At 58.5% G+C, this 26,307-nt stretch carries 16 protein-coding genes and 1 pseudogene; 12 read left to right on the top strand and 5 right to left on the bottom strand.

The features are described from left to right. Nucleotides 1-10 precede the first annotated feature (10 nt). The 4 genes and pseudogenes from ACTG20_RS08560 (at nt 11) to fdhF (ending at nt 10,369) form a co-directional block, all read left to right on the top strand. Entirely contained in the window at nt 11-943 is a 933-nt protein-coding gene (locus ACTG20_RS08560) for an IS5-like element ISKpn13 family transposase (RefSeq protein WP_004235553.1), read from the top strand. A gap of 145 nt (nt 944-1,088) precedes the next feature. Continuing rightward, a pseudogene (locus tag ACTG20_RS08555) lies at nt 1,089-4,469 on the top strand (ATP-binding protein); the annotation flags it as partial. After that, on the top strand, nt 4,462-5,673 hold the full coding sequence (locus tag ACTG20_RS08550) for an EAL domain-containing response regulator (protein WP_042082185.1): 1,212 nt from the start codon (nt 4,462-4,464) through the stop codon (nt 5,671-5,673). The pseudogene ACTG20_RS08555 and the gene ACTG20_RS08550, both read left to right, overlap by 8 nt. Before the next feature lie 529 nt (nt 5,674-6,202). Continuing rightward, a complete protein-coding gene (gene fdhF / locus ACTG20_RS08545; RefSeq protein WP_439987566.1) occupies nt 6,203-10,369 on the top strand; it encodes a formate dehydrogenase subunit alpha in 4,167 nt (1,388 codons plus the stop codon). A 95-nt stretch (nt 10,370-10,464) separates the two neighbouring features. Here the strand turns inward: fdhF and ACTG20_RS08540 are convergent, their stop codons facing one another. The 3 genes from ACTG20_RS08540 to ACTG20_RS08530 form a co-directional block, all read right to left on the bottom strand. Further along, nucleotides 10,465-11,322, bottom strand: coding sequence for an aldose 1-epimerase (locus ACTG20_RS08540; protein ID WP_194496045.1), 858 nt, complete (start codon nt 11,320-11,322; stop codon nt 10,465-10,467). Next, nucleotides 11,319-12,770, bottom strand: a complete 1,452-nt coding sequence (locus ACTG20_RS08535) for a sugar porter family MFS transporter (protein WP_194496044.1) — start codon at nt 12,768-12,770, stop codon at nt 11,319-11,321. Before ACTG20_RS08535 ends, ACTG20_RS08540 begins: the two co-directional genes overlap by 4 nt. Nucleotides 12,771-12,851: 81 nt before the next feature. Further along, nucleotides 12,852-16,130 (bottom strand): DUF5107 domain-containing protein, encoded by a 3,279-nt coding sequence (locus tag ACTG20_RS08530; RefSeq protein WP_194496043.1) that lies wholly within the window; start codon nt 16,128-16,130, stop codon nt 12,852-12,854. Nucleotides 16,131-16,249: 119 nt separating this feature from the next. Here ACTG20_RS08530 and ACTG20_RS08525 point away from each other — a divergent pair, with 119 nt between their 5' ends. The 4 genes from ACTG20_RS08525 to ACTG20_RS08510 all read left to right on the top strand — a co-directional run bounded on the left by ACTG20_RS08525 (nt 16,250) and on the right by ACTG20_RS08510 (nt 20,162). Then, on the top strand, nt 16,250-17,446 hold the full coding sequence (locus ACTG20_RS08525; protein WP_194496042.1) for an ROK family transcriptional regulator: 1,197 nt from the start codon (nt 16,250-16,252) through the stop codon (nt 17,444-17,446). Between the two features lie 243 nt (nt 17,447-17,689). Then, nucleotides 17,690-19,036, top strand: a complete 1,347-nt coding sequence (locus tag ACTG20_RS08520; RefSeq protein ID WP_440007986.1) for a tyrosine-type recombinase/integrase — start codon at nt 17,690-17,692, stop codon at nt 19,034-19,036. A gap of 133 nt (nt 19,037-19,169) precedes the next feature. Then, entirely contained in the window at nt 19,170-19,691 is a 522-nt protein-coding gene (locus ACTG20_RS08515) for a hypothetical protein (RefSeq protein WP_211029013.1), read from the top strand. 186 nt (nt 19,692-19,877) lie between these two features. Then, nucleotides 19,878-20,162: a helix-turn-helix domain-containing protein gene (locus ACTG20_RS08510; protein WP_144715259.1), complete on the top strand. Its 285-nt coding sequence runs from the start codon at nt 19,878-19,880 to the stop codon at nt 20,160-20,162. 22 nt (nt 20,163-20,184) lie between these two features. Here the strand turns inward: ACTG20_RS08510 and ACTG20_RS08505 are convergent, their stop codons facing one another. Further along, nucleotides 20,185-20,403, bottom strand: a complete 219-nt coding sequence (locus ACTG20_RS08505; RefSeq protein WP_144715261.1) for a hypothetical protein — start codon at nt 20,401-20,403, stop codon at nt 20,185-20,187. A gap of 270 nt (nt 20,404-20,673) precedes the next feature. Between ACTG20_RS08505 and ACTG20_RS08500 the strand changes: the two genes are divergently transcribed. From ACTG20_RS08500 to ACTG20_RS08490, 3 genes are all read left to right on the top strand, one after another. After that, entirely contained in the window at nt 20,674-21,459 is a 786-nt protein-coding gene (locus tag ACTG20_RS08500; protein WP_439987564.1) for a hypothetical protein, read from the top strand. Continuing rightward, entirely contained in the window at nt 21,446-22,087 is a 642-nt protein-coding gene (locus tag ACTG20_RS08495) for a hypothetical protein (protein ID WP_439987563.1), read from the top strand. The genes ACTG20_RS08500 and ACTG20_RS08495 overlap by 14 nt, the downstream gene beginning before the upstream one ends. A 172-nt stretch (nt 22,088-22,259) precedes the next feature. Next, nucleotides 22,260-23,057 (top strand): hypothetical protein, encoded by a 798-nt coding sequence (locus tag ACTG20_RS08490; RefSeq protein WP_439987875.1) that lies wholly within the window; start codon nt 22,260-22,262, stop codon nt 23,055-23,057. 532 nt (nt 23,058-23,589) lie between these two features. On the opposite strand, the gene ACTG20_RS08485 is transcribed toward ACTG20_RS08490, so the two are convergent. Next, a protein-coding gene (locus tag ACTG20_RS08485) for an IS3 family transposase (RefSeq protein WP_439987562.1) occupies nt 23,590-24,752 on the bottom strand; the annotation gives its coding sequence in 2 pieces (ribosomal slippage) (nt 23,590-24,497 and nt 24,497-24,752; 1,164 coding nt in all). Nucleotides 24,753-25,101: 349 nt separating this feature from the next. Between ACTG20_RS08485 and ACTG20_RS08480 the strand changes: the two genes are divergently transcribed. Further along, nucleotides 25,102-26,306 (top strand): IS3 family transposase gene (locus tag ACTG20_RS08480; RefSeq protein ID WP_100654772.1). Its coding sequence is split into 2 segments (ribosomal slippage): nt 25,102-25,420 and nt 25,420-26,306, totalling 1,206 coding nucleotides; the frame shifts between segments, so codons are not numbered across the junction. Nucleotide 26,307: the final 1 nt, after the last annotated feature.

The following is a 26,307-nucleotide window of genomic DNA, read 5'->3' as shown; positions in this document are numbered from 1 at the left end:
GCTGTTTACAATGCCTGCCATTTCCAGCTATTCCTCCCGTAAATCCCGTTTTCTTGACCGTATGAATGTTCTGGTGCCGTGGCAGGATATTGCTGATAAGCTGCTTCACGTCTATCCGTCATCCCGTCGCGGCCGACGGCCTTTCCCCCTGGTGCTTATGCTCCGTATCCACTGCCTGCAACTCTGGTTTGACCTCAGTGACGGAGCGGCTGAAGACGCCCTGCATGATGTCCTGCCGTTCCGTCAATTTGCGGGGATCTGTGACACGGTGCCAGATCGCACAACCATCATGAATTTCCGCCATTTTCTGGAGAAACATCATGCAGGAGAACAGATACTGGCACTGATTAACCAGAAACTGAAGCAGGCCGGACTGATGTTACGTCAGGGCATCATTATCGATGCGACCATTATTTCCGCTCCCTGTTCCGTAAAAAATAAAGCCGGTCAACGGGATCCTGAAATGCATCAGACCCGCAAGGGAAATCAGTGGTACTTTGGTATGAAAGCTCATATTGCTGTTGATGCGGCCACAGGCTTGACGGAAAAAGTAGTGACCACGGCGGCAAATGTGCATGACCTGAATGCGGCGGATAGCCTGATTACGGAGCCGGTAGCAATTGTCTTCGCCGATGCCGGATATCGCGGGGCAGAAAAACGGGACTCTCTGACACATCGGGTTAAAGAGTGGTTTATTGCCAAAGGTCCTCATGCCGTAAAAAAGCTCAGACAGCATCCCCGGCTGAATAAGCAGGCGCTGCATGATGAATATGTGAAAGCAGGTATTAGGGCAAAGGTTGAGCATCCTTTCCGGATACTGAAGTGCCAGTTTGGTTTCAGCAAAACACGATTACGGGGACTGATGAAGAACCACAACCGGCTTTCAATGCTGTTTGCAATGTGCAATTTGGTGCGGGCGGGACAACTGGCGGGGATGTCGTGAAAATCATTGTAATATCAGTGGAGCAGTGACATTTTGCTTACCCTGAGTTGATGGGGGAGATTAAATATTGTCCAAACTGGGGTGCTTACTTTGCCGCGTAAGGAGGATATCCAGGCTCTGGATCGTCATGACTGATTAAATCGCACCTTCCCTAACTTACGGCGTCTCTCCGGACTGGACCTCCATGAGCGAATTCAATTACCGGGGCAGGCTGGTCGGTTATGTGGCAGACCTGATGGCGCTGATGCAGCAAGTCTCCGGGCTGAAGTTCTCTCTGGTTCGCACCAATAGCTGGGGGGAAACCCAGAATATGCTGAAGCTGCGGCAGATCGACTTTATTCCGGCCATCTCCCCCAACCACGACCGCGGCCAGTTTGCGCTGTTCACCCCCGGCTATCTGTTTGTCGATCGGGTCGTTATTGCCCCCAAACGCAGTGCCGATATCACCGATCTCTCACTGCTGCGAGGGAAACGGGTCGGCATGGTGCATGGCTCGCTGGATAAAGATCTACTGACCCACATCGGCGCCCATCCGGTAGAGGTCAACAATGACAACCGCTTGCTGGAGCTGCTGGACACGGGCGATGCCGACTACGTGATGGTCACCCTGCCATCCATCAACAAGCGGGTGAGCGAACGCTATCAGGTGGTCTATGCCGGCAAAGACTTGCGCCTGCCGGTCGCCATGGCCACGCGCAAAGATCCCATGCTGCAGCGGATCCTTACCAAGGTGCTTTATTCGATACCGCCGGAGGAGCTCAATAAAGTGGAGAGACGCTGGCTCTCCATGAGCGTGCAGACCGGCATCAATAACGAAACAGTGCTGTTCTGGTTCGTAATGAGCGGCGCCGCTGCCACCCTGCTGTTTACCCTGTTCTGGGCCTGGAACCGTACCCTGAAACGGGAGATCGTGCAGCGACAACGGGCCGAAAAGACGCTCAATGAACAGTTAGTGTTCGTCCAGACCCTGCTCGACTCCCTGCCCAATATGGTGGCGCTGCGGGATCGCGATCATCGCCTGACCCTCAGCAACCGGGCATACCGCGAGCTGTTTGTCGGTGATGGGGAAGAAGGTGATCGCTGGGGCTATATGACCGAGGACGAGCGGCAACAGATGCTGCGCGAGGAGCGTGCGGTCTGGGAAACCGGCGAGATCTTCCAAGGATCGGGTTATACCCAGCGCGAGGGGGATGTTCCCCTTCACGTGGTCTACGTCAAGTTGCCCTATCGCGCAGCAGACGGCGCGATTCAGGGGGTGCTGACGGTATTGACCGATGTCAGTGCCCTCAAGGCCGCCGAAAACAAGGTGCGGGAAGTGGAGGGCAGACTGCGGGATATCACCGACAGCATGCCGGGTCTGGTCTATCAATATCTCTGGCAAGGGGCCGGCAAGGGGAAATTCCTCTATCTGTCCCAGGGGGCCAGCGACATTCTCGGGATGACCCATCAAGAGTTGATGGCAGCCGAGTCTGGCGGCGTGATCCTCGGCTTGAACGATGAGGCGTTGGCAGCCTTTATCGATAAGGTGGCCAAACATGCGCAAACCCTTGAGCCGCTCGATATGGAGGTGCTGGTGCCCTCTGTTCAGGGGGAGCGCTATATCCAGATCCGCGGCAACTTTGTGGCGCAACAGGGCAATGATCGCCTGCTCAACGGCGTGGTGCAGGACATCACCGCCATCAAGCAACAGGAGCATGAGCTGCGTGAGGCGCGCGCCGCGGCCGAGCAGGCGATGCAGGCGCGCAGCCTTTTTCTGGCCACCATGAGCCATGAGCTGAGAACCCCCATCTCGGGCATGCACGGCATGCTGGAGCTGCTGCGCATGAGCGAGCTCAATGATGACCAGCGCTATCTGCTGCGCAATGTGGAGAGCTCGGCCAACCACCTGCTCTATCTGGTCAACGATATCCTCGACTTTTCCAAAATCGAGGCGGGTCAGCTGCACCTCAATCGCCAATCCTGCCGTCTGCTACCCGTGGTGTGCGATGTGATCCGCGGCCATGCAACACTGGCCTACAGCAAGGGGCTGAAGGTCACGCTCCAGTGGGAGGACCAACTCCCCGACCTGGCCGATATCGATCCGGTCAGAGTGGGCCAGGTGGTTTCCAATCTGCTCAACAACGCGGTGAAGTTCACCGAGCAGGGCACCATTTCGATCCAGGTCAGCTGTCACGACCAGCAGCTGGTTATCGCGGTGACGGATACCGGCATCGGCATCGCCGAAGAGAAGCAAGCGCTGCTCTTTACCCCGTTCGAGCAGGTGGAATCCGATATCAATCGCCGCTTTGGTGGCACAGGTCTGGGCCTGGCCATCTGTGATCAGCTGGTGAAGAAGATGGGCGGCAACCTGACGGTCAAGAGCCAGCTCGGTGAAGGGGCCTGTTTCCGCTTCAGCATCCCGCTGCTCAATGGCCTGTGGGAACCACCCGCACTGGCGGGCAGCGAATGGTGGTGGCTGGGTAGCGATGCCGCCTGGCAGGCCACCATGGCACGGCTCGGCGCCCGGTTGACCCCCCTCGAGATCCACCAGCTCACCGCCGATCTCGACGGCCTGCTGTTGGCGGAAGAGGCCGCGCTGGAATCCAGTCTGGGGAGCGATTGGCACACCTTGTTGCAGTCCGGCACTCTCAAGGGGGTCATCCTCTCCCCCCGCGAAGCGTTGCGGGGGCGCATAGGCTCGGAGAACTGGTGGCGCCTCGGCCAATCCCCCCTCTATCCGGATCTGTTGCTCGAAAGCTGCCGCGAACTGATCACCGGGCGAGCCGTGACCACCCATGCCGCCAGCATCGAAAAACTGGGCGGGCGAGTACTGGTCGCCGATGACCATCTGGTCAATCGCGCCCTGCTGACCCGTCAGCTGGCGATTCTGGGGGTGGAGTGCGAGGTAGTGGAAGATGGCGAGAAGGCGTTGCGCGCCTGGCAAACCCGGAATTTCGCCCTGCTGATCACCGACTGCCACATGCCGCACATGGATGGCTACACCCTGACCCGCCGCCTGCGAGAACAAGGGGAGCAGGCCCCCATCATCGGCGTCACCGCCGATACCTCGGAGGAGGCGGCAGCCAATATGACAGCAGCCGGCATGAACGGCATGCTGTGCAAACCCTATTCGCTGGAGTCACTGCGCCAGATGCTGCTGCGGTGGTTGCCCGCGACTACGATCACAGAGAGAGTGCCCGCACGACAGGCCATCAATCTCGACATGATCGGTCGCTGGCAAGATCTGTTTGGCGATGAAGGGATTGCCAAAAGCATGGCAAGGGAGTATCTGGCCTCCAACCGGAAAGATTGCCACGCTATGATGAGCGCGCTCTCCTCCGATGATAGCCAGGAGCTGGTGGAGATCGCCCACCGCATCAAAGGGGCAGCCAGAATGGTCGGGGAGCTCTCCCTGGCCGTGCAGGCGGCGCAACTGGAATCGGCGGCCCGCCTCAAACAGTTGAGCGAGCTCGCGCTGCTGACACAGAGAGTGGAAGAACAGATGAACAATATTGAACGTGAAATGGGATTGTGGCTCGATGAGTAGAACGGCAGACGAGTTGGTCATCATGGTGGTCGAGGATCACGGGTTTCAACGCAAGACCCTGATGCACCAGATCCGGGCGCTCGGTTATCAGCAACTGCTGGAGGCCGCAGACGGCATCGAAGCCCTGACGCTGTGCCAGAGCCACACTGTCGACATCCTGTTCTGCGATCTGCGGATGCCCGGCATGGATGGCATGGCGCTGCTGCGCCGCCTCTCGCTGGGTGGCTTTCGGGGCGGCATCATCCTCTCCAGCGCGCTGGAAGATGACGTGGTGGAGGCTGTGCTGCGCATGAGCGCGGCCTATGGTCTCCATGTGCTGGGTCGCATCGAGAAACCTTCCAGCCCGCAGCGACTGCGCCAGCTGATTGACTCCTGGGCCCCCAAGTCGGCCCCCTCGGGCAAGGACGATGGCCTCGTCCTCTCGGTGGACGAGCTCAAACGCGCCCTCGACAACGACCAGTTGCTGCCCTGGTATCAACCCAAGGTCGGCTTTGCATCCGGCCAGTGGGTGGGGATGGAGGCGCTGGCCCGCTGGCAGCATCCGGAATATGGGCTGATCTCTCCCGGCATGTTTATCCCGCTGGCGGAAAATAACGGCCTTATCGATCAGCTGACCGATGTCATCATCAACAAGTCGCTGCAGGATTGCCATCTGTGGGGCCAGACCGGTCTCTCCCTCAATCTGTCGATGAATCTCTCAACCACCTCGCTGATTGAGGGAGATCTCTGCCACTTCCTGATCAACCAGTGCCAGCGCTGGGGCGTCAATCCCGAGCTGATCACCCTGGAGGTGACAGAAAGCTCGTTTGTCGAGGATATCGGCAAGGCACTGGAGGTGCTGACCCGGCTGCGGATGCACGGCTTTGGCCTCTCCATCGATGACTTCGGTACCGGCTACTCCTCGATGCAGCAGCTGGCGCTGCTGCCGTTTACCGAGCTCAAACTTGATCGATCTTTTGTCGATCGCTGCTATGCCGACCCCTCCCGTCTGGCCATCATCGAATCGAGCATCGAGCTGGCACGCAAGCTGGGGCTGAAATCAGTCGCCGAAGGGGTGGAAGATGTGCAGACCTGGCAACTGCTGGCCAAGCTGGGGTGCGATATCTGTCAGGGCTTCTTCACCGCCCGCCCGATGCCGCGCAGCGAACTGCAGCACTGGCACCAGATCTGGCAAGCCCGACTGCCGACCCTGATATCCGGCTGATCTCCTGCGACCAACCCTTCGGGCCAACAGGGCACCGACCGGCAACGTGAATGGCCGCCTTGGAAAAGGTGGCCATTTTCTTTATCTAGGACTCGCCACTCACGCATGCCCGCCCCCTATCCACCAACCTTTTATCCAACCGAGTGCCACCCCCCCTTTGCTCTGTATGCGCCGCATGTCTTGAGTCACCATTTATGCAAAATAAGTTGCATCACAAATGGTGCTACTGGCGGATAACGCCTATCGCGAGCGAGAGCTGCCTCTCTTCTACCAGACGCATCAACTGACAATAAAACAATGAATATCCTGCTTTAACAGGAATAGTTCTCAACGATGCGCCGTGCCGATGAGGTAGACAAGACAACCTGAAATCGTTTTCCCTTTTGAACAATAAGCTGTCTAAAATCAAATAAAGTTGTAAATAATCTTTGTTATGGTGAGCGTATAGCAAGCGGCCTCCCTGTCGCTTCCCCTGCTGGCTCCGCCAGATGCAGCATTTTCTGCGCCTTGAAAGCGAGTTTATGACGCCATGATCACCATCACCCTCGATGGGGCTCAGTTGACGGTTGACCCGACCAGAACCCTGCTCCAGATAGCCAAACAGCACCAGACTGATATCCCCTCCCTGTGCGGTGACAACACCAACGGCCCCAAGACGCCGTGCGATCTCTGCGTGGTGGAGATTGCCGGTCTCGGCATCCGGCGCGCCTGCGAGACGCGCCCCGAGGCAGGAATGACGATCACGACCCAAAGCGATGCCCTGCGTGCGCACCGCCAGCAGGCGCTCGGTCGCATCCTCGCAGATCACTACGCCGATTGCGAAGCCCCCTGCCAGCGTGCCTGTCCGGCCGGGGTGGACATTCAATCCTATCTGCATCACATCGCCATGGGGGAGCACGAGGCAGCAATGGCCGTCATCAAACAGACCCTGCCGATGCCCCTCTCCATCGGCCGGGTCTGCCCCGCATTCTGCGAGGCCGAGTGCCGCCGCGCGCTGGTGGATGAGCCGCTGGCCATTCGCCAACTCAAGCGCCATGCCGCCGATCTCGATCTGGCCGAGGTTGCCCCCTACCAACCGACAAAGAAGCCCGCCAAGGGCAAGCGGGTGGCCATTATCGGCAGCGGCCCGGGCGGTCTCACCTGTGGTTATTATCTGGGTTACGAAGGGTTCGAAGTCGACCTGTTCGAGGCGATGCCCGAAGCGGGTGGCTGGCTGCGCTACGGCATCCCCGAGTACCGGCTGCCCAAGGCGATCCTCGATCAGGAGATCGACCTGATGTGTCAAAGCAGCATGCGGATCCACACCATGCAGCGACTGGGCCACCAGATCACCCTCTCGGCGCTGTGCCGCGACTATGATGCGGTCTGTCTGGCGGTTGGCGCTTCCAAGGCGGTGCCGATGGATTACCCGGGCAGCACCCTGGCCGGTTGTTATCTCGGGGTCGATTACCTCAAGGATCGGATGCTGACCAAGCGGCTCACCACCGGCAAGAAAGTTGCGGTGATCGGTGGCGGCAATACCGCTATCGACTGCGCCCGCACGGCGGTCAGGCTGGGGGCTGACACCACCCTTATCTATCGCCGCACCCGCGCCGAGATGCCCGCCGAAGCCTACGAGATCGACGAGGCGGAGCATGAAGGGGTGCGCTTCATGATGCTGACCAATCCGGTGGAGAATCTGCCAGACAACCGTGGTCGCGTCTGTCAGGTGCGCCTCGAGAAGATGGCCCTCGGCGAGCCGGATGCCTCCGGTCGCCGCCGCCCGGAACCCACCGGCGAGTACCTCATTGAAGAGTTTGATACCGTGATTGCGGCAGTGTCGCAGCAGCCGGATCTCAGCTTTATGGAAGGGGAGCCCCTCACCCTCCCCTTCACCCGCTGGCAGACGCTGGAGTCCCATCCCGAAACCATGCACAGCGGCCACGGCAACCTGTTCGCCATCGGCGATCTGCGCCGCGGGCCGGCAACCGCCATAGAGGCGGTCGCCGATGGTCGCAAGGCCGCGCTGGCCATCGATCAGTTCCTCCACGGTGACATGGTCGATCCAGTTCGTCCCTTCAACGCCAGCAAGGCTCCCACACTCAAGCAGGTGGATCCCGCCCAGTTTGCTCATCTGAAAAAAGTCGCCCGCACCATCATGCCCCATCTGGCAGAGCAGGATCGCGAGGGCAGCTTTGCCGAGGTGGAGCGTGGTTTGAGTGATGCCGATGCCCGCAGCGAAGCCAGCCGCTGCCTCGAGTGCGGCTGTCAGGCCAACACCGATTGTGCCCTGCGCGACTACGCCACCGAATACAAAGTCGAGCAGAGCGCTCTCGACACCAGCCAGTGCCAGAAGTTTGCAGTGGATAACAGCAGCGAATTTATCGTCTTTGATGCCAACCGCTGCATCGGCTGCGGCCAGTGCGTGCAGACCTGTGGCGAACAGGCGGTGCAGGGTGTGCTGCGCTTTGCCAAGCACAGCGATGGCACCCTCTCGAACCGCCCGCAGTTCGACAGCGGGCTGGCAATGGGCGACTCCCACTGCGTGCAGTGCGGCGCCTGTGTACAGGTCTGCCCCACCGGCGCCCTGGTGGATGCCCGCGACAAGTCACAGGGGCGCACCGAACTGCTCACGCCGGTCAATACCATCTGCACCTACTGCGGGGTCGGCTGCGGCGTCACCCTCTACGTCGATGAGGCGCGCAACCGCATCCGCTATGTGGAGGGGAACCGCAACTCGCCAGTCAATCAGGGGCTGCTCTGCGTCAAGGGGCGCTTCGGCTTTGACTTTATCCAGAGCAAGGAGCGCCTCACGACCCCGCTTATCCGCAAAAATGGCGAGCTGGAGCCCGCCAGCTGGCAGGAGGCCATCGCCCTGGTCGCCGAGCGTTTCACCGCCCTGCGCCAGCGCTATGGCAGCGATGCACTGGCGGGCTTTTCTTCGGCCAAAACCACCAACGAAGAGAACTACCTGTTCCAGAAGTTCATGCGCCGGGAGCTTGGCACCAACAACGTGGATCACTGCGCGCGGCTCTGCCACGCCTCCACCGTCACCGGGCTGGAGGCGTCACTCGGCAGCGGCGCCATGACCAACGACATCCCGAGTATCGACCACTCGGATCTCATCTTCATCATCGGCTCCGACACCTCGGCCGCCCACCCCATCATCGGCTCCCATATCAAGCGGTCAGTCACCACAGGCAAAGCTCGGCTGGTGGTGGCCGATCCCAAGCGGATCGAGATGGCGGACCACGCCAGCCTCTATCTGGCCCACCGCCCCGGCACCGACGTGATGCTGCTCAACGGCCTGATGCAGCAGATCATCCAGAACGGCTGGCACGACAAGGCCTATATTGCCGCACGAGTGGAAGGGTTCGAGGCGCTGCAAGCGGAGGTGCTCTCCCCCGCCTATGCCCCGGACAAGGTGGCCCTCGTCACCGGCGTACCGGCCGAGCAGGTGATCGAGCTCGCGCGCCTCATCGGCACCGCCGAACGCACCGCCATCTACTACTCGATGGGGATCACCCAGCACACCACCGGCCACGACAACGTGCGCGCCATCGCCAACCTGCAACTGCTGTGCGGCAACATCGGCATCGAAGGGGGCGGTATCAACCCGCTGCGGGGCCAATCCAACGTGCAGGGTGCCTGTGACATGGGGGCGCTGCCCAACTGCCTGCCCGGCTATCAGAAGGTGACCGACCCAGAGGTGCATGCCCGCTTCGCCACCACCTGGAAGCAGCCAGACTTGCCGCGCACGCCCGGTCTCACCCTCACCGAAACCATAGATGCCGCCTGTGCAGGCAGCATCAAGGGGCTCTATGTGATGGGTGAAAACCCGGTGCTGAGCGATCCGGATCAGCATCACGTCATCGAGGGGCTCAAGCAGCTGGAGTTTCTGGTGGTGCAGGATATCTTCCTCTCGGAAACCGCCCAGCTGGCCGATGTGGTGCTCCCCTCCTGCTCCTTTGCCGAGAAGAGCGGCCACTTCACCAACACCGAGCGGCGGGTGCAGCGCATCTCCCCCGCCCTCAAGGCGCCGGGTGAAGCGCGGGAGGATTGGTGGATCATCCAGCAGATCGCCAACGCCATGGGCGGCGACTGGCGCTATCAGCACCCGCAGGAGATCACCGCCGAGATCTGCCAAGTAACCCCGCAATACGCCGGCATCCAGTGGGATAAGGTGGGAGCACAAGGGCTGCAGTGGCCCTGCAACGACGCGGCGCCCGAAGGCACTCGCCTGCTCCACGGCAAGCAGTTCACCCGTGGCAAGGGGGAGATGGTCGCCACCCCGTTCCGCTATGCCGCCGAACTGCCCGATGAGACCTATCCCATCGTGCTCACCACCGGCCGCCTGCTGGAGCAGTTCCACACCGGCACCATGACCCGCAAGACCAAGGGGCTCGACAAGCTGGCCGGGCCGCGGGTGATGATGAGCGTGGCGGATGCGCAGCGGATGGGGATCAGCAACAGCGAGCGGGTCAAAGTCACCAGTCGCCGCGGCCATATAGAACTGCCCGCCTTCGTCACCAAGCGGATGCAGCCGGGTGTAGTCTTTATCCCGTTCCACTTCGCCGAAGCCCCGGCCAACCGGCTCACCATCAATGCCACCGACCCCCACGCCAAGATCCCCGAATTCAAGGTGGCGGCGGTGCGCATCGACAAGCTGACCAGCCAACACACCTCGACACCACAGCCAGAGATGGAGATAGCCTGACCGGAGATCAGGTAACAGGCAGGATAATCCGCAATAAAAAGAGCCACCCGACGGGTGGCTCTTTGCGTTCACCAATACCACAAGCCAGATCATTATCAGCCCCCGGACGCCACTGTCAGGGTCATCCCGATACTCATGCGGTCACCTCTGGCGAGTAGCCGCAAACCGGGGTGACCGGCCAGGTGGTGGGCATTGGCGGCATGACTCTGGGGCTCCAGACAAACGAAGCCACTCCCCTCATCGGTCTGGTAGAGCATCAGGAAGGCACACTCGCTTGAAACCAGCAGCCGCTGCTGGCGGGCAGGATGGTCAAGCTCGGCCTGACCGCGCCAGCCGCCATAACAGTGGTTGAGCCACCCTTGTGGGCGAGCCCACTGGCGAAAATCGAGGTGTGGCGCCAGCCTGCTCGACCAGTCGGTCGGCAGATGCTCCGCTCCCTCTTGCCAGACGCCGCTCGCCAGAAAACGGATGCGGGTCTGCTCGTCGCGCCAGAAGAAGGGGTGAAAACCCGCGCCGTAGAGAAAGGGGCTCTCCCCAAGATGGGTCAGGCTGATCCGCGCTACCAGGCTCGCCCCCTGCAGCCGATAGTCGATCTCCGCAAGATAGTGAAAAGGGCCGCATTGGCTGGTCAACTGCAACGTCACCGAACTGGTAGAACCCGCCACCCACAGCCATGACTGCAACCAGCCATCGCCATGCAGGAAAAAGTCGGGATCGACGGGACTGTCTGGCAAGCGATGCTCCTCCCTCCACAACTCAAAACGGTTGCCTGCGACCCGGTTGGCCAGCGGCAACATGGGAAACAGCGCGCTCTGGCCGGGATGCCAGGGCTGCGCCAGGTCCGTGTCGCGCAACAGCGGGCGCCCTTTGTCATCCTCCAGCCCCAGCAGGCAGGCCCCTTGTGCAGAGACCCGCATCCGAAGATGCGGGTTATTTAATGTGTAAACCGTCATGCCGAGGCGCTCGCCTTGGTCGGCGTCAGTTCGACCTTGCCTTGGGCCAGTTGGGCTTCCAGCGCCTCCAGCGTCACCCCTTTGGTCTCGGGCACCTTGCGATAGATAAAGATGAGACCGGCAAAACAGATAAGGCCATAGAGCAGGAAGCTGCCCGCAGCCCCCAACCCGGCATTGAGCAGCGGGAAGGTGTAGGTCAGCACGAAGCAGGCGATCCAGAGCGCCAGGGTTCCAGCCGACATCGCCAGCCCACGCACCCGATTCGGGAAGATCTCCGAGAGCAGCACCCAGGTGACCGGCGCCAGAGTCAGGGCATAGATGGCGATGGCCGCCAATACCAGCAGCAACACTGGCAGCCCAAGTACGCCTGTGGCGTAGGCCGCCGCCATCATGCCATAGATAATGGTCAGCCCCGTCGAGCCAATCAGCATCAGCTTGCGACGGCCAATCTTGTCCACCATGGGCAGCGCGATCAGGGTAAACAGCAGGTTGATAAGACCTGTGGCGACGATGGATTTGAGGGTGCTGTTGATGTCAAACCCGGCGGAGGCAAAGATCTCCTGCGCATAGTTGAAGATCACGTTGATGCCGCACCACTGCTGGAACACTGCCAGTACAATCCCGATGATGAGGATCGGCCGCACCGAGGGTTTGCCCAGCTCCGCCAGCGAGACCTTGTGGGTCTCGCCCACCAGAGTCTGGCGGATATCGGCCAGGGTCTGCTTGGCATAGGCATCCCCGCCAATCTTGCCGAGCATGCGGGAGGCTTTCTCATACTGACCATCTTTGGCCAACCAGCGCGGCGACTCCGGCACGAAGAACATCAACACCAGAAACGCCAACGCAGGTACCAGTTCGGCCCCGAACATCCAGCGCCAGCCGGACTGGCCGTTCCAGGTCGCCAGAATATCGGCCTGAGTGGCGTTGCTCGCGACCGGATCGGCGATCATCAGATTCACCAGCTGAGCCGCCAGCACACCGATGACTATGGTGAGCTGGTTGATGGCCACGAACTTGCCGCGCTTGTTGGCCGGGCTGATCTCGGCGATGTACATGGGCGAGAGCGCAGAAGCCAGACCGATGCCGATCCCGCCGATGATGCGATAAACCACAAACAGATCGAAGTTGCTGGCCGCAGCCGTGCCCCACGTCGAGATGGTGAAGAGGATGGCAGCCAGGAGCAGCGGCTTCTTGCGACCGAAGCGATCGGCTGACCAGCCGGAGATGGCGGCCCCCAGCACGCAGCCCACCAGCGCCGAGCTCATGGCCCAGCCGGACTGGGCCGGATCCGTGATGGCGAAATAGGCCTCATAGAAGGGCTTGGCCCCGCCAATCACGACCCAGTCATAACCAAACAGCAGGCCACCGCAGGCGGCCACCAAACAGATCATCCAGATGTAGCTCATATTGAGCCCATTCGTATCCAATTGATTTTTCGTGCGTTCCATGACTCATCCTTTCTATCTTGTCGATTGTAGGGTGCAGTGGCGCCCCTCACCGTGGCGGGGCGCCGGTTTTTGTTATGAGAGTTATGAGTGGAGTGACAGCTCGCGGCAGATCAGGGCAAAGAGGTGTCCCTTGTCGTGAGCCGGGTTAAGGGTGAGCAGCTCTCGCAAGGTCTGTTCACAACCATCCAGCTGACCCAGCCCCAACAGACCGAGTGCTCTGACCAGCAGACAGTGCTGGCGATGTTTGTGCTGCGGGTCGTCATCCAGCACGATGAGATCCGGCAGTGAGACGGCGAAGAAGTCCGCCTCGATCGACTCGCCCATCGCCTGCTCAGCCCAGCCGACCATTCCTTCAAAGAGACGCTGCGCCTCCGCAACCCGACCAAGACGTGCCAGCGCCATACCCTGATAGAAGAGATAATCCACCGGCTGATCGTTGTAGTAGCGGCTGGCCCCCAGCGACCCCTGACCCAGACAGGCCAGTTGCAGGCACTGGGCCGCCAGACTCTGGTTATCACAGGCCAGATGGCAGAGCGCCAACAGGTAATGGATATCGTTGTCGGTCTGCCCAACCAGACGTCCCTCCCCCAGATTGAGAGGGTAGTGCAACGCCTGTTGCAGCAACGGAATAGCCTGCTCGTGGCGTCCCTGAGTCATCAACGCCAACGCCCGGCGTTGCTGATTAATGAGGTACTGACCGGTCACCTTACCCTCGCCCCCCTCCCAGGGGTGGAATTCGCGCAGCCGCAAGATCTCTGCCGCCGCCTCCAGCTGGCCGGTGATGTGATAGAGACTAAGCAGTTCGGCGGTCAGATCATCGCGCTTGAGGGCGACCTCACGATGCGCCTCCAGCAGCGCCAACCGCTCGCTTGGCGCCATGGCGCAGCGCTTGTGCAGCTGATCCAGTTCAAACAGCAGACGGGCATCATCCGGCTTGAGGGAAAAGGCCCGGCTCAGACACTGCTCGGCCGCCACCGGATCGCCGCTCTTGTTGAAGTGATAGATGCCAAGGTTGCGCCAGGCCGGGGCAAACCCGGGCGCCTGCTCGCACACCTGCTGCCACAGGGCAATGGCTTGCGGGTAGCTGCGCTTGCTGTAGTGGAAGCAGCCCAGCAGGTAGCTGGCAAACCAGCTGTGTGGCAGTTGCGCCAGCATGGCCACCTCGCCAAGGGTATTGGGGAAGCGCACCTTGCGGCCAAAGGCCTGCTCGGCCCGCGCCAGCAGGGCATCCTGCGCCTCACCTTCCGGCAACAATGCAGCCTGGAACAGCAGCGGCAGGGTCTCCTCCACCGGCAGTGTTGAGAGCAGTTGCTGCGCCAGCTCGGGGCGTCCCAATGCCAGCAGATCGCTTGCCAGGAAGCAGAGATTCACCCCGCGCCCGTTGCACAGGGTACGCAGCGCCTCGAGATCGGTCGGCTGCTCGCTTGCCAGCCAGCGCAAGAAGGCCAGCTGATAGTGAAGTGGATAACGAACGCGCTGCTCGTCGATATAAGCGATGGCTGCCTCCCGCTGGCCAGACTCCAGCAGCGCCAACCCTTTGAGGGCGATAGCGCCGTAGTGGGTGCCGTTGATGGCGAGGCTGCGCTCGACAAATTGCAGCGCTTGCGAGGCATCGCGGCGCACCATGGCGATACGGGCCAGCCCGAAGAAGCCACTGTCGCGGCAGTTACCGCTCCAGGTCGCCTTGTAGAAGTCATCGAAGGCGGCATCGAACTGCCCCAAACGTTCCTCAATATGGCCACGCAGCAAGCTCGCCTTGCCACACTGGGGGTTCTTGTTGAGGCGATGGGCACGGACCAGCGCCTGATTAACGTAGGTCAGCGCCTGCTCATAGTTGGCGCGGTTGTACTCCAGCGTTGCCAGCGCCAGGTTGCAGCGATAGTCGCCGCCATCCAGCTCCAGTGCCCGCAGGTAGTAATCAAAGGGCGAACGGCTGGCGTGCAGATACTGCTCAAGATGCTGGCCGATGAAGTAGAGCTCGTCGACCGAGTCGAGATTGACGGCGGGCTCCGGCGCGGTGGCAGGATCAGGCAGGGCTTCGCCCGCGGGCTGATGCTCGAGATAGCTCAGGATCGGCTGGCCCTGCTCATCCAGCAGGCGTACCTGCAAACGTCCCTCGCTGGTGATGGCCTGCGGCTCAAGCCAGGCCTGACCCGGTTGCAAATCCTGAGGCTGCGTAAACAGTACTCCGCTCTCGTCACTTACCTCGAACTGGGCCCCGCAAAGCGGCGCCACCGCATAGACTCCGCAGACGAGGCCGTCATCGCTGCGCTCCAGCTTGATGGCGGCGCGGGTGTTGGCATTTTGCAGGGTGCCGAGGGTGTTATAGGGCAGGAAGTTCTGCACAAACTCCTTCTCCTCCCCCGCATCCAGCCAGGTAAAGTCAGGCTGGTTGTCGGTATAGACCCCGGTCATCAGCTCGATGTAGGGGCCGTTGTCATCGGTCAGGTTGCGATCCCAGGCCAGACCGAAATCACAGTTGCCCCAGCTCCACTGCTTCTTGCCCGGCGAAACGTGGTGATCCGCCACGTGCAACAGGCCGCCCTGCTCGTCATGGCAGTAGGCACCGACAAAGTCGTAGTCAGACTTGTCCGCCATATAGGAGGTGGGTACCGGAATATTGCGGTAACGGGAGATATCGACCCCGGCGGAGTAGTCCACCTTGTAGTAGGTGCCGCGGGCGATGGGGAAGGCACTGACGTCGCGCTTGCCGTGGTCATAGACGGCGGTCACATCGGGCGGGAAGACGCTCTGGTGGGCATCGCCCCCTTTCACCGCCGGGTTGGACCACCAGAGGAAGTGGCGCGGCGTGTCGTTGCCGTTGAACACCTTGCCAGTGATCTCGATGAGCGCCTTGTCGGGATAGAGGGTAAACCCCGCCATCACCTGCAGACCACGCATCGGCTCCACCTCGCCGAGCCAGACGGTCTTGGCGCCGCCCTCCCGCTCCGTAATGGTGAAGTCCACCGGCATGAAAGTGGTGGGTCTGTGGTGCTGCGGCCAGTTGAACTCGATGCCGCCGGAGATCCAGGGCCCCACCAGCCCCACCAGCGCCGGTTTGATCACCTCGTTGTAATAGACGAAGTCGCGATTCATCACCTTGTCGTAGGCACGGTGGATACGCCCCCCCAGCTCCGGCAGCAGCATCACCTTGATAAAGTCGTTCTCCAGCCAGACCGCCTGATAGGACTTCATCTGCTTCTGGCCGGTGAGGGTGTCGATCACCCCATAGGGATAGACAGCCCCCGAGGAGCCCTGATAGACCCGCTTCTCGAGAAACATGGGGTTGGGATCTTCGGCGCCTACCTCGTAGGTCGGCAGTGAGATGGTCTCTACCCAGACCTTGACATCAGCTCTCATTAATCTCGCCTCACTCAACATTTGTTAGTAAAGTTTTCAGTGAGACCAGATTAGAATGGTTAAACCTGCATTAATTGCTGAAAGATCACGCAATACAGTAAGCGGAGTTTAGTGAAGCGATGAGCATAGGGTTGAACAACCAGAAGGTCCGCCACCACAACAAGCAGGTGCTGCTTGCCCTGCTCTATCAGTTAAAAGAGGCGAGCAAGTCCACCCTGGCGCGCCACTGCGAGCTCTCCATTCCGGCGGTCAGCAAGATCCTTGACGAGTTGGTGGCCGATGGCGCCATCAGCCACAGCGATCAGAACCTCTCCCAGCGCGGCATCAATGGCGGCAGCTACCGCATTGCCAGCGGTCAGGGGGCCATTCTTTGCCTCAATATCAGCCCCACCCATCTGGAGAGCATCCTGGTGGATAACCTGATCACCCCGCTGGATGAATTCAGCGACCAGAAGATTGCCCCGCAAACCCCCGATGAACTGCTGCACCTGATTGAAGCGCACTACTACCAGCACAAGCGCCGCCACAAGGGACTGGCGATCCGGCTGGCCTTGGCGGTACACGGTCAGGTCAACCCGGCGACCGGGGTATCACAAACCATGCCGCAAGCACCCTGGCACGCACCGGTCGAGCTAAAGTACCTGCTGGAGGAGCGGCTGGGTTGCGAGGTGATGGTGGATAACGACTGCATCATGCTGGCGCTGGCCCAGAAGTGGCAGGACCGGGAAGGGAACGGGGATTTTTGCGTCATCAACGTCGATTACGGTATCGGCTCGGCCTTTATCATCAACGACCAGATCTACCGGGGCGCCCTGTTTGGCAGCGGCCAGATAGGGCACACCATCATCAATCCGGACGGCAGCGCCTGTGCATGCGGCCGCTATGGCTGCCTGGAGACAGTCGCCTCGCTGTTTGCCATCAAGAAACGGGCTCGGGTCTTTCTCAAGCAGCAAGCCAGTGCCGACAACCCGGCGCAGACTGGTGTAGAGCTGGATACCGCCCAACTGCTCGCGCTCTACCATCAGGGGGATACCATGATCCGTGCCCTGGTGGATGAAGGGGCCCGCGCCATTGGCCTGAGCCTCTACAACTTCCTCAATATCCTCAATATCAACCGCATCTGGCTCTATGGCCGCAGCTGCCACTTTGGTGAAACCTGGCTGCAAACGATCGTCAGTCAGACCGGCGCCAACCCGTTCGACTGCAGCGATGCGGTCAACGCCACCCATATCCGTTTCGGCCAGCTCAGCCGCGCCCAGCAGGTGATGGGGATTGGCTATCTCTATGTGGAGCGAGCCTTGGCAAAAGCCATGTAAAAAGGGCAGGTTTCACAAATGAAACCTGCCCTCACGATCTGGTGCCGATAAGGGGAATCGAACTCCTGACCTTCGCATTACGAATGAGAAAATGCGTGAACACCCTCACATTAACCAATCTATTTTACACTATACAAAATATGACTTTAGGACTAGCGTTGCTTTTATGGGCTAACACGGATATTGGCCTAATTTGTTAGCCGGTGTTAGCCCGGTGTTAGCCTGAAGGAGTTAGGCTGGATCATGGTTAAGTTAAAATTCACCAAAACGGCACTACTGTCGCTAGCTCCGCCGGAGTCTGGAAAGCGCTCTACGGTATACGATACCGAAGTACAGAAGCTGGCGGTACGGCTCACCGCAGCGGGCTCTCGCACCTTCTACGTTGTAAAGCGTGCCGGTGCCTCGATTGCTTGGATCAAGCTCGGTTCTTTCCCCGAAATGACAGTCGAGCAAGCCCGTAACGAGGCGCAGAAGATTCTTGGTGAGTTCGCCGCCGGCGCAAACCCTGCCGCTGCTCGCCGGGCCATCAGGGAAGAGCCAAGTTTTGCCGAGATGTTCGAGCAGTTCTTGGTCGAGAAGCGCAAGCGCGATGGCACTCCCATCGGTGAGCGCACTAAGCGTGACTATCGCGACACCCTGCGCATGTATCTGGAACCGATTAAGTCAAAGAAGTTGTCGCACGTCACTCGTGCAGATATCAAAGCGATCCACACCAAAACCACGAAAAAAAGTGCAGCCCAGGCCGACCGGGCGCTCGCCATCGTTTCGTCAGTGTTCAATTTCGCCGCCGACTTGGAGATATTCAGCGGTACCAATCCGGCTAGCCGCATTCAAAAAAATCCGGCACCTTCACGCGATCGTTTTGTTCAAGCGTCCGAACTACCATACCTTTTTACTGCAATCGACGAGTCGAGTCTCGCCGACTTCTTTTGGTTGTCGCAGCTGACAGGCGCCAGACGCTCCAACGTACAGGAGATGGCCTGGTGCGATATCGACCTTGATGCCCGCATCTGGCGGATCAATATGACCAAAAATGGCACGCCGCAGAATGTCCCTCTATCTCCCGAGGCCGTGGATATCCTCATCACCCGTAAGCGCAGAATCGGCCACACCTCTTTTGTGTTCCCTGGCGAGGGCAAGACTGGACATCTGGTCGAGCCAAAAAAGGCATGGTTGGCAATCCTGCGTCGCGCCAGTTTGCGCCGTTTACTCGACAATCTGGAGGCTCTTGGCAAGCTCACTGCTGAAGAGTGTCAACATGCTGAGCAGCAGATTGCCCAAGCACCCGTTGTTGCCGAGAGACGTTATCGCGCGGTGGCCGATGGGTTTGGAATAGACCCCGCGACCTATGATATGACCGACTTACGCATCCACGATCTGCGTCGCACCTTGGGGAGCTGGCAGGCCAAGACAGGTGCTTCGCTGGCGATCATCGGCAAGTCGCTTAACCACAAAACTCATCAGGCTACGGCAATCTACGCCCGTCTGGATCTTGACCCCGTGCGCCAGTCCGTTGAGACGGCAACAAGCGCCATGATGGACGCGGCTGGTATCAAGTCTCCCGTCGAAGGAAGGACGAGCAAACGCTGACAGTAATTTGCGGGTGAACGAGGGGAACAAGAAACCAAACGAATAGCGGGCAGCCTAGCCCGACGGGCGAATAGCAGAGTTCCCACCTGTCTGGCGGACCGACCTATCCAGTGGGAGTATCAGAGAGCGATAAATGGATAAACAAAGCTGGAAGCATGGTAAGGAGATTACTTCCGAGGAGGAATACAACGAACAAACAAGCGCATTGGCCGAGGAGCTTCAGAGGCTCTACACCCCGGCCCAAGTGGCTGAGATTGCCGCGCAGCATATGATCTATGTAGACGTCCTGAACAGTAAGCCTCCTATGGATAAAGGGTTTCATAGCATTAGTGAGCATTACCGCTCTCTGGCGGAGCAGAATCATCGGCTTACATTGATGTTTCAGACTCTGGTGAGGAATGCGTCAGGCATTATAAAAATGGGTGTTGATGGAGCCCTACAGCGCGCGTCGAAAAAGGCTAACGATATTAACCATAAAATCAACCGAGAGCGGATGGCTGGGGCTCTGCAGGCATGGGATGAAAGTGGTCTCACCAACATGAGTGAGTTTGCCCGTCGTAACCACATAACATATGGGGTAACAGAGAGAGTCCTGTGCAAATGGCTTTCCGAACATGAGAAGGCTAAGCGCAAAAATGCGGCGAAGCCACTTTAATCAGTCGAAATTTAGAAGTTCAGATTTGAATAGCCTTGTTGGAGACACATTTGGTCGAAAGGTGATCTCTAGATAGGTTTACACTCTCCGCGGAGGATGTACAGTTTCCGCGGAGAGTGGTCTGTAATCGAGATCTTCCAATACCTAATCTAACCCCGTCATATCAAACTGAACGAGGTTAGTTTCATGCGCACTCCCCCCGCCACCGATATTGCCAATCTCAAGGCTGAGATTGCCGCACAGATTGTCGCGCAACTCGGCTTTGACCCCAAAAATCCTCCCGTTAACGTAGGTGACAAGCAGGCCGCTGAGGTCCTTGCCGTGAAGGCGACGACATTGGCCGTCTGGCGCTCTACCGGCCGCTACAACCTGCCCTATCTCAAGGTCGGACGCTTGGTGAAATACCGCATCAGCGATCTGGCCGAGTTCCTGGCCAGTCGCACTGCTCATCACACCGGCGAGAGGTTCTAACATGCGCGTTACCCATGCCACATCAGTGAACCACGACTCGTACTGTATTGACGGTTTCCTCCCCAATTTTCACCCCGTTCTCCAGCTCGCATTGCTGCTGTTCGGTATCTACCACCATCTGGTTGTGCTTACCATGGTGAACCGCATAAGCACTTGCGTTATCCCCTTTACCGGCCGGTTCTGCGGGGATGACAGGCATCCCGAAGAGCAGTTCGCCCTGATCAACATCACAGGTGCTCATCACTTGCAGACCTGTTTCCCCAACTACTGTGGCGAGACGGAGCCCTAGCACCTGCCAGAGGTCAGTCAGCTGGACACGAGGAGCGTCTGTAATCGGATAGCTCGGAGATCCAGTGATGGGCATTAAGCCAATGCCGCATGCATACCTAGTATCAATCAGTAAGGTCTACACGATGACATTAACAAGTTGGGGCAATCAGCCTCGGGGGGAAGCCTTACCCAAATTTAGTCTGGAGGAAGCTGCGAGGGGAGTGGGATGGAGGGTTTTGTAATGGCTCAGCGCCGCATCATAGAGCTGTTTGAGCACGACCCAGCAGGATCGCACTTGTACAACCGTCTCCTGATCGAGGCTGCCATTAAGGATCGCCTGATCACCGCCTGCGGCCAGACAGTTCACCTCAAGAGGGGGCAACTGGTGTTTGGCCGGAGCCAGTGGGCAAGCAAAACAGGACTCACCCAGGGTGTCATTCGTCGCGTTTTGAAGCAACTGAAGGATGAGCGAGAAATCAGCCAGATAAAATTTGGAAAAATCACAGTGATTTCAATACTTTCTCTCATGTCCTCGCCGACTGACAGCCAGGAGAAAACCACCACTCAACCAGGAGACGACCACAGTAAGAATAAAGAACAATGGAAAGGGATGAAGGAAGGTAACGATAAAAATTATGTCGCTGGCGCTCTGAAAAAGGATTTCAAGGGTCTGGATTTCTCCCCGCTCAACATGACGCCCGAGCTGGTAGACGAGGTGAAGACAATCCGAAAGGCCCACACGAAGGGCAAGCCGCTGACCCAACGAATCATCAATACCTTGGGCACGGAGTTTGCCACTTGCCGCGCGGCCGGTGCTACTGATGACCAGATCTTGAATGAGTGGAATGTGAGGGGCTGGCAAGGCTTCAAGGCGGATTGGTTCCTGCGCGACTTCAAAAGCCCAGGTCACTCCACCAGCAGCCGCCCAACGAAATATCAACAACAGATGGCCGATCAGGATGCAATTTTTGATCGCTTCCTAGGCAATAACCAGCAACAGCAGGGATTTACCTATGAACATGAATGATAAGCCGCGTTTTACCGCTCTGCACAAGCGCCTGACCGATGCCTATCAGCACCTCCGGGGTGATGAGGGCTATCTGGAGGCCTGCTTTGTCGCTCTGGCGCCGTTCCCGCTGGCAGTAGTGGAGGCCACCTACCGGGAGGCGGTGACCAGTCCGCGCTTTGGCTCCTTCTTTCCCAAGCCTGGCGAACTGGCGGGCCTGGCCCAAGAGATCTCCGCCTTGTCTGGTATGAAGTCGCCTGAAGAGTGGGGCCGCGAATGGTTCGCGTTCATCAGGGTGAACCTGCATCACATGAAGGAGAGGGGGCACACCCAACTCAATTCGCAATATGACACTCAGGCGGCGCAGGCGGTAAGGAATTGTGGTGGGCTGGCGGGTATTCTCAAGGGTGACGGTGATGCAGCAGAGTCTCGCTTCTTGAAAGCATATTGCGCCCTGGAGGCCAACTATCAAGATGGCTCGATGCGCCCCCTCAAGGAGGGTGAAGACCCTAACAACCCAAGGTCCCCCCGCCGTGGCCGGACCCTTAAGCAGGCCCTGCAGGCCGTAGCTATCTCTGCTAGGAAAGGTGTAACACGGGCCACAGAGCATCTGGATGGAAGGCCGCGTCTGACTGACCAAAATCGGTAGGGTGTTCTTCCACTACAGTACTATGGAGACAGAGCACAACCTCAAGAGATTGAGCCGTGCGAGAAGCTGACTGGGGGAAGATGGATTGATTGCCGCACATCTGTGCAATGATTATCGCCCTCCCCCTGTAGGGCTGGAACCGGTCTACCCCCATCGTAAATACTGGTCGCCTATGACCTATTCCCCTATGCATACAACAGATTCCCCAGACTGGCACAGTATCGAACTCGCGTACTGTGCTGGCCGCCAGAGTGTGCGCCAGATAGCGATAGAGCACGGTATTTCACATACCGCCATTAACAAGCGGGCCAAGACGCACAAATGGTCAAGAGTCACAACACCAGTTAACGCTACCTCATCTTCAGGTATGCCTACGGCCCCTATCAGTGGCGCTGATCATGTGAACGCCACAACTCAGGTTATGAGCCCAGTTTGCACTCCTCAGGTTTCCACTGTGGAAACCAATACGTCGAATACCAAATCGGTAACTAGAGGCCGTCGGAGCGCATACACGAACGAGTTGGGGGAGGCCATATGCAGCGCCATTGCTGGTGGGGTCAGTCTACGAGCAGTGTTGGCTCGTCCGGGTATGCCGTCCAAATCCATGGTGATGCGCTGGTTGGCTGATGAACGCTACATAGAATTTAGGGACCAGTACGCGTGCGCGCGCGAGGATCTGGCCGACAAACTGGCCGACGAGATCCTCCAGATTGCCGATGACGGCAGTAAGGACTCCTTCCTCGACGCCAACGGGAACGTAAAAGTTAACCATGATGTGATTGCCCGTGCCCGCCTGCAGATCGATGCTCGTAAATGGCTGGCCTCAAAGCTGGCTCCCAAGAAGTACGGCGATGGGGGGCCGCGAGAAAATTCTGGCGTTAACCACGGGAGCATGCAGGTGAAATCGACAGTCACGTTTGTGAATCCACCCAACTGGGGCGAAGATAGCGAGGTTTATAAGGATGACTGATTTTGTAAGATTGAATGAAAGCCCCAAAGCCATCGTGGCAATCTCGTTCGGGACGAAGGGGTCGGAGGTTCGAATCCTCTCACACCGACCACATTCAACAAGGGCTTAGCTTCGGCTAGGCCCTTGTGCTTTTCGGGCATCCCTGTTTTGTGGGGCATTTGTGGGGCATTTTTTCTGGATACTCCTTTTTGCGCCCTCATCTAATGGCCAGTTTCAGGCCACTCACCAATCGCAGTTTTATCCTCCCGTTCAGCCGGAAAGGGTGCCGCGTTTCGTTACCCCTCGTGGTTGAGGCTACCCGGTCATCAGTGCCACCGCCTTATGCTATAAAGCGGCTAGCCAGAGGGCAGAGGTTTCCCTGGCTGGCAGATATGCGCATTCGTCGGGTCTCGATTGCTCGCCCTGCTCTTTTGGTTGGACTGAAGCGCAACCGCTACCACCTTCCCCTTCTGCGCAGTTCTGATGGTTTCAGTTCGGTCAGGGTTGGGGCTCCCTAGACAACAGGCTCTTGCTTCAATACAGAATGTAGTGGTCAACTAAATCCGGACACTTGGTTAGGCCGAATCTCGGCTTTTGCTGGCGGTATCCCGTCATTGTGGTGATGTGGACGCCGCCAGTTGTAGTAATCCATCAGGTAATAACTGATATCCTGCTTCGCCTCCCGCACGCTCATATATCCCATAGCCGGGAGCCACTCTGACTTCAGGCTTCTGAACAACCGTTCCATCGGGGCGTTATCCCAGCAGTTGCCACGCCGACTCATACTCTGGGTCATGCGATAGCGCCACAGTCGTTGCCGAAATGCTCGGCCGCCATATTGGCTGCCCTGGTCAGAGTGAAACAGCACGCCTGACGGACAACCCCGCTGCTGATACGCCATCTCAAGTGCTTTGATGGCCAGCTTGGCATCTGGTTTATCTGACATCGCCCACCCCACAACCCGCCGGGTATGCAGGTCAAGCACCGCTGCCAGGTAATGCCAACGACCACCTGCCCAGACGTAGGTAATATCGCCACACCACACCTGATTGGGTTGTTGGACATCAAATTCGCGGGCTAGCAGATTGGGAATGTCCGGTCGTTCAGACCGAGCGACCTTATAGCGGTGTGTGCCCGGCTGTTTGGATGCAAGGCCGGCTTCCTTCATCAGGTTACGTACTTTGAATCGACCAATCTGATACCCCAGCTCCCGCATCATCGACATCAAGGCACGGCTGCCCGCTGAGTTCCGGCTTTCTTTGAACAAACGGCGCAACTCAGAGCGCTGCTGCATACGCTCACGGTTAATCGCCCGCCTGCGGGCCAGATAATCGTGAAAACAGGAAGTGGGCACATCGAAAGCGCAGCAGACCAGGGTGATGGGGGCTTGCTCTCTTAATCGGTCTATCAGCGCGTACGTGTGAACTCGTCCGTCATCAAGAGAGCCGTAGCCTTTTTTAGAATGTCCTTTTCGCGCTCGAGCCGATTGATGCGGGCTTCCAGCTCCTGGATTTTCTGCTGCTCCGGAGTCAGCGCTTTGCTGATTGGGGTAGTGCCACTGCGTTCGGATTGCAGTTGCTGAACCCAGCGGCGCAGTACGGTTTCACCGACATCCAGTGAACGGCTGGCTTCAGGGACAGAATATCCCTGGTCGAGCACCAAGGATGCGGCTTCGAGTTTGAATTCGGCAGTAAATGAGCGACGTAATCTTGTCATTGAACACCTCAGGTCATGGTGGCGACTGTACCACCTAAAATGGTGTCCGGGATGATTAGACCACTACATACAGAAGTTAGCTAGCGAACAGTTGCAAAGCCGTGCCTACCCTTGGTTTGAAATGTAGGTTTTCATCATGGGAACAAATCTGGGAGCACCTATTGAGGTTGCACCCTTCACTGCGCCAATCAGCCCAGCCATTTTCGCTCTGCTTCATAGGCCAAGGTCACACTTAAACGACAGTAGATTCTCAAATACTAGATTGGCCCCTTGAAGATCCAGACACTTCGCCCCTCTTAACTTAAGAGGTAGTCTTGGAGCTATGTTCAGTACTAGTCACAACGAGAAGATGGTCGAAGTGTTAACAGGGGCCGAGCGCCGTCGACGCCGGACTCCACAAGAAAAGATCGCCATCGTGCAGCAGACCTTTGAGCCCGGGATGACCGTCTCTCATGTTGCTCGCTTGCACGACGTCAACGCAAACCAGCTTTTCAAATGGCGTAAGCAATTCCAAGAAGGGTCTCTCACGGCGATCACCGCCGGTGAGGATGTTGTTCCTGCTTCCGAGTTGGCTGCTGCCATCAAGCAGATCCGAGAGCTTCAGCGTCTGCTCGGGAAGAAGACCATGGAGAACGAGATCCTCAAAGAAGCCGTGGAGTATGGTCGAGCAAAAAAATGGATTGCGCATGCGCCCTTGTTGCCGGGGGACGACGATTAAGTGCTGTGAGCCAGGCTCTTAATGTATCGCGTGCGCAGCTATCCGTTCGTGTTCATCGAAAACCGGGTTGGCAAGATGGTCGTCATCATCGCCAGCGTGATGATGCAGCCTTACTTGGCCGTATCATGGAGGCGATGGCAGAGCTTCCCTCCTATGGCTATCGCCGGGTCTGGGCGCTGTTACGGCGTCAGTCTGAGGCAACAGAACAACCTGTGGTAAACGCTAAGCGGGTATATCGCGTCATGCGCGAACATGGCTTGCTGCTGGAAAGAAAACCAGCTGCACCATTGGCCCAGCAGGCACATAAGGGGCGTGTTGCCGTCAAGGAGAGCAATCGACGGTGGTGCTCAGATGGCTTCGAGTTTCGCTGCGATAACGGTGAAAAACTACGTGTCACGTTCGCCATGGATTGCTGCGATAGGGAAGCGTTGGACTGGGCGGCCAGTACTGGGGGTTACGATAGTGACACTGTGCAAGATGTCATGCTGAGGTCTGTCGAACGTCGCTTTGGGGATTCGTTGCCGGCATCACCGGTGGAGTGGCTGACTGATAATGGCTCGGCGTATCGAGCCCATGAGACCCGCGCGTTTGCACGAGAAATCGGGTTGGAGCCCAGAACGACAGCAGTGAGAAGCCCACAGAGTAACGGTATAGCGGAGAGCTTCGTGAAGACGATGAAGCGAGACTATATCGAGATGATGCCAAAACCGGATAGCCGAACAGCGGTAGGCAATTTGGCTATCGCGTTTGAGCATTATAACGAGCACCACCCGCACAGCGCCTTGGGATACCGTTCACCACGGGAATTTCTGCGCAGTCGGGTATCACAACCCTAAG

Origin of the sequence: Aeromonas sp. 84A, from assembly GCF_051919345.1 — a bacterium.
GTDB classification, from domain to species: domain Bacteria; phylum Pseudomonadota; class Gammaproteobacteria; order Enterobacterales; family Aeromonadaceae; genus Aeromonas; species Aeromonas veronii.
The sequence above is the reverse complement of the archived record's forward strand: the minus strand, read 5'-3'. Positions and strand labels throughout refer to the sequence as shown.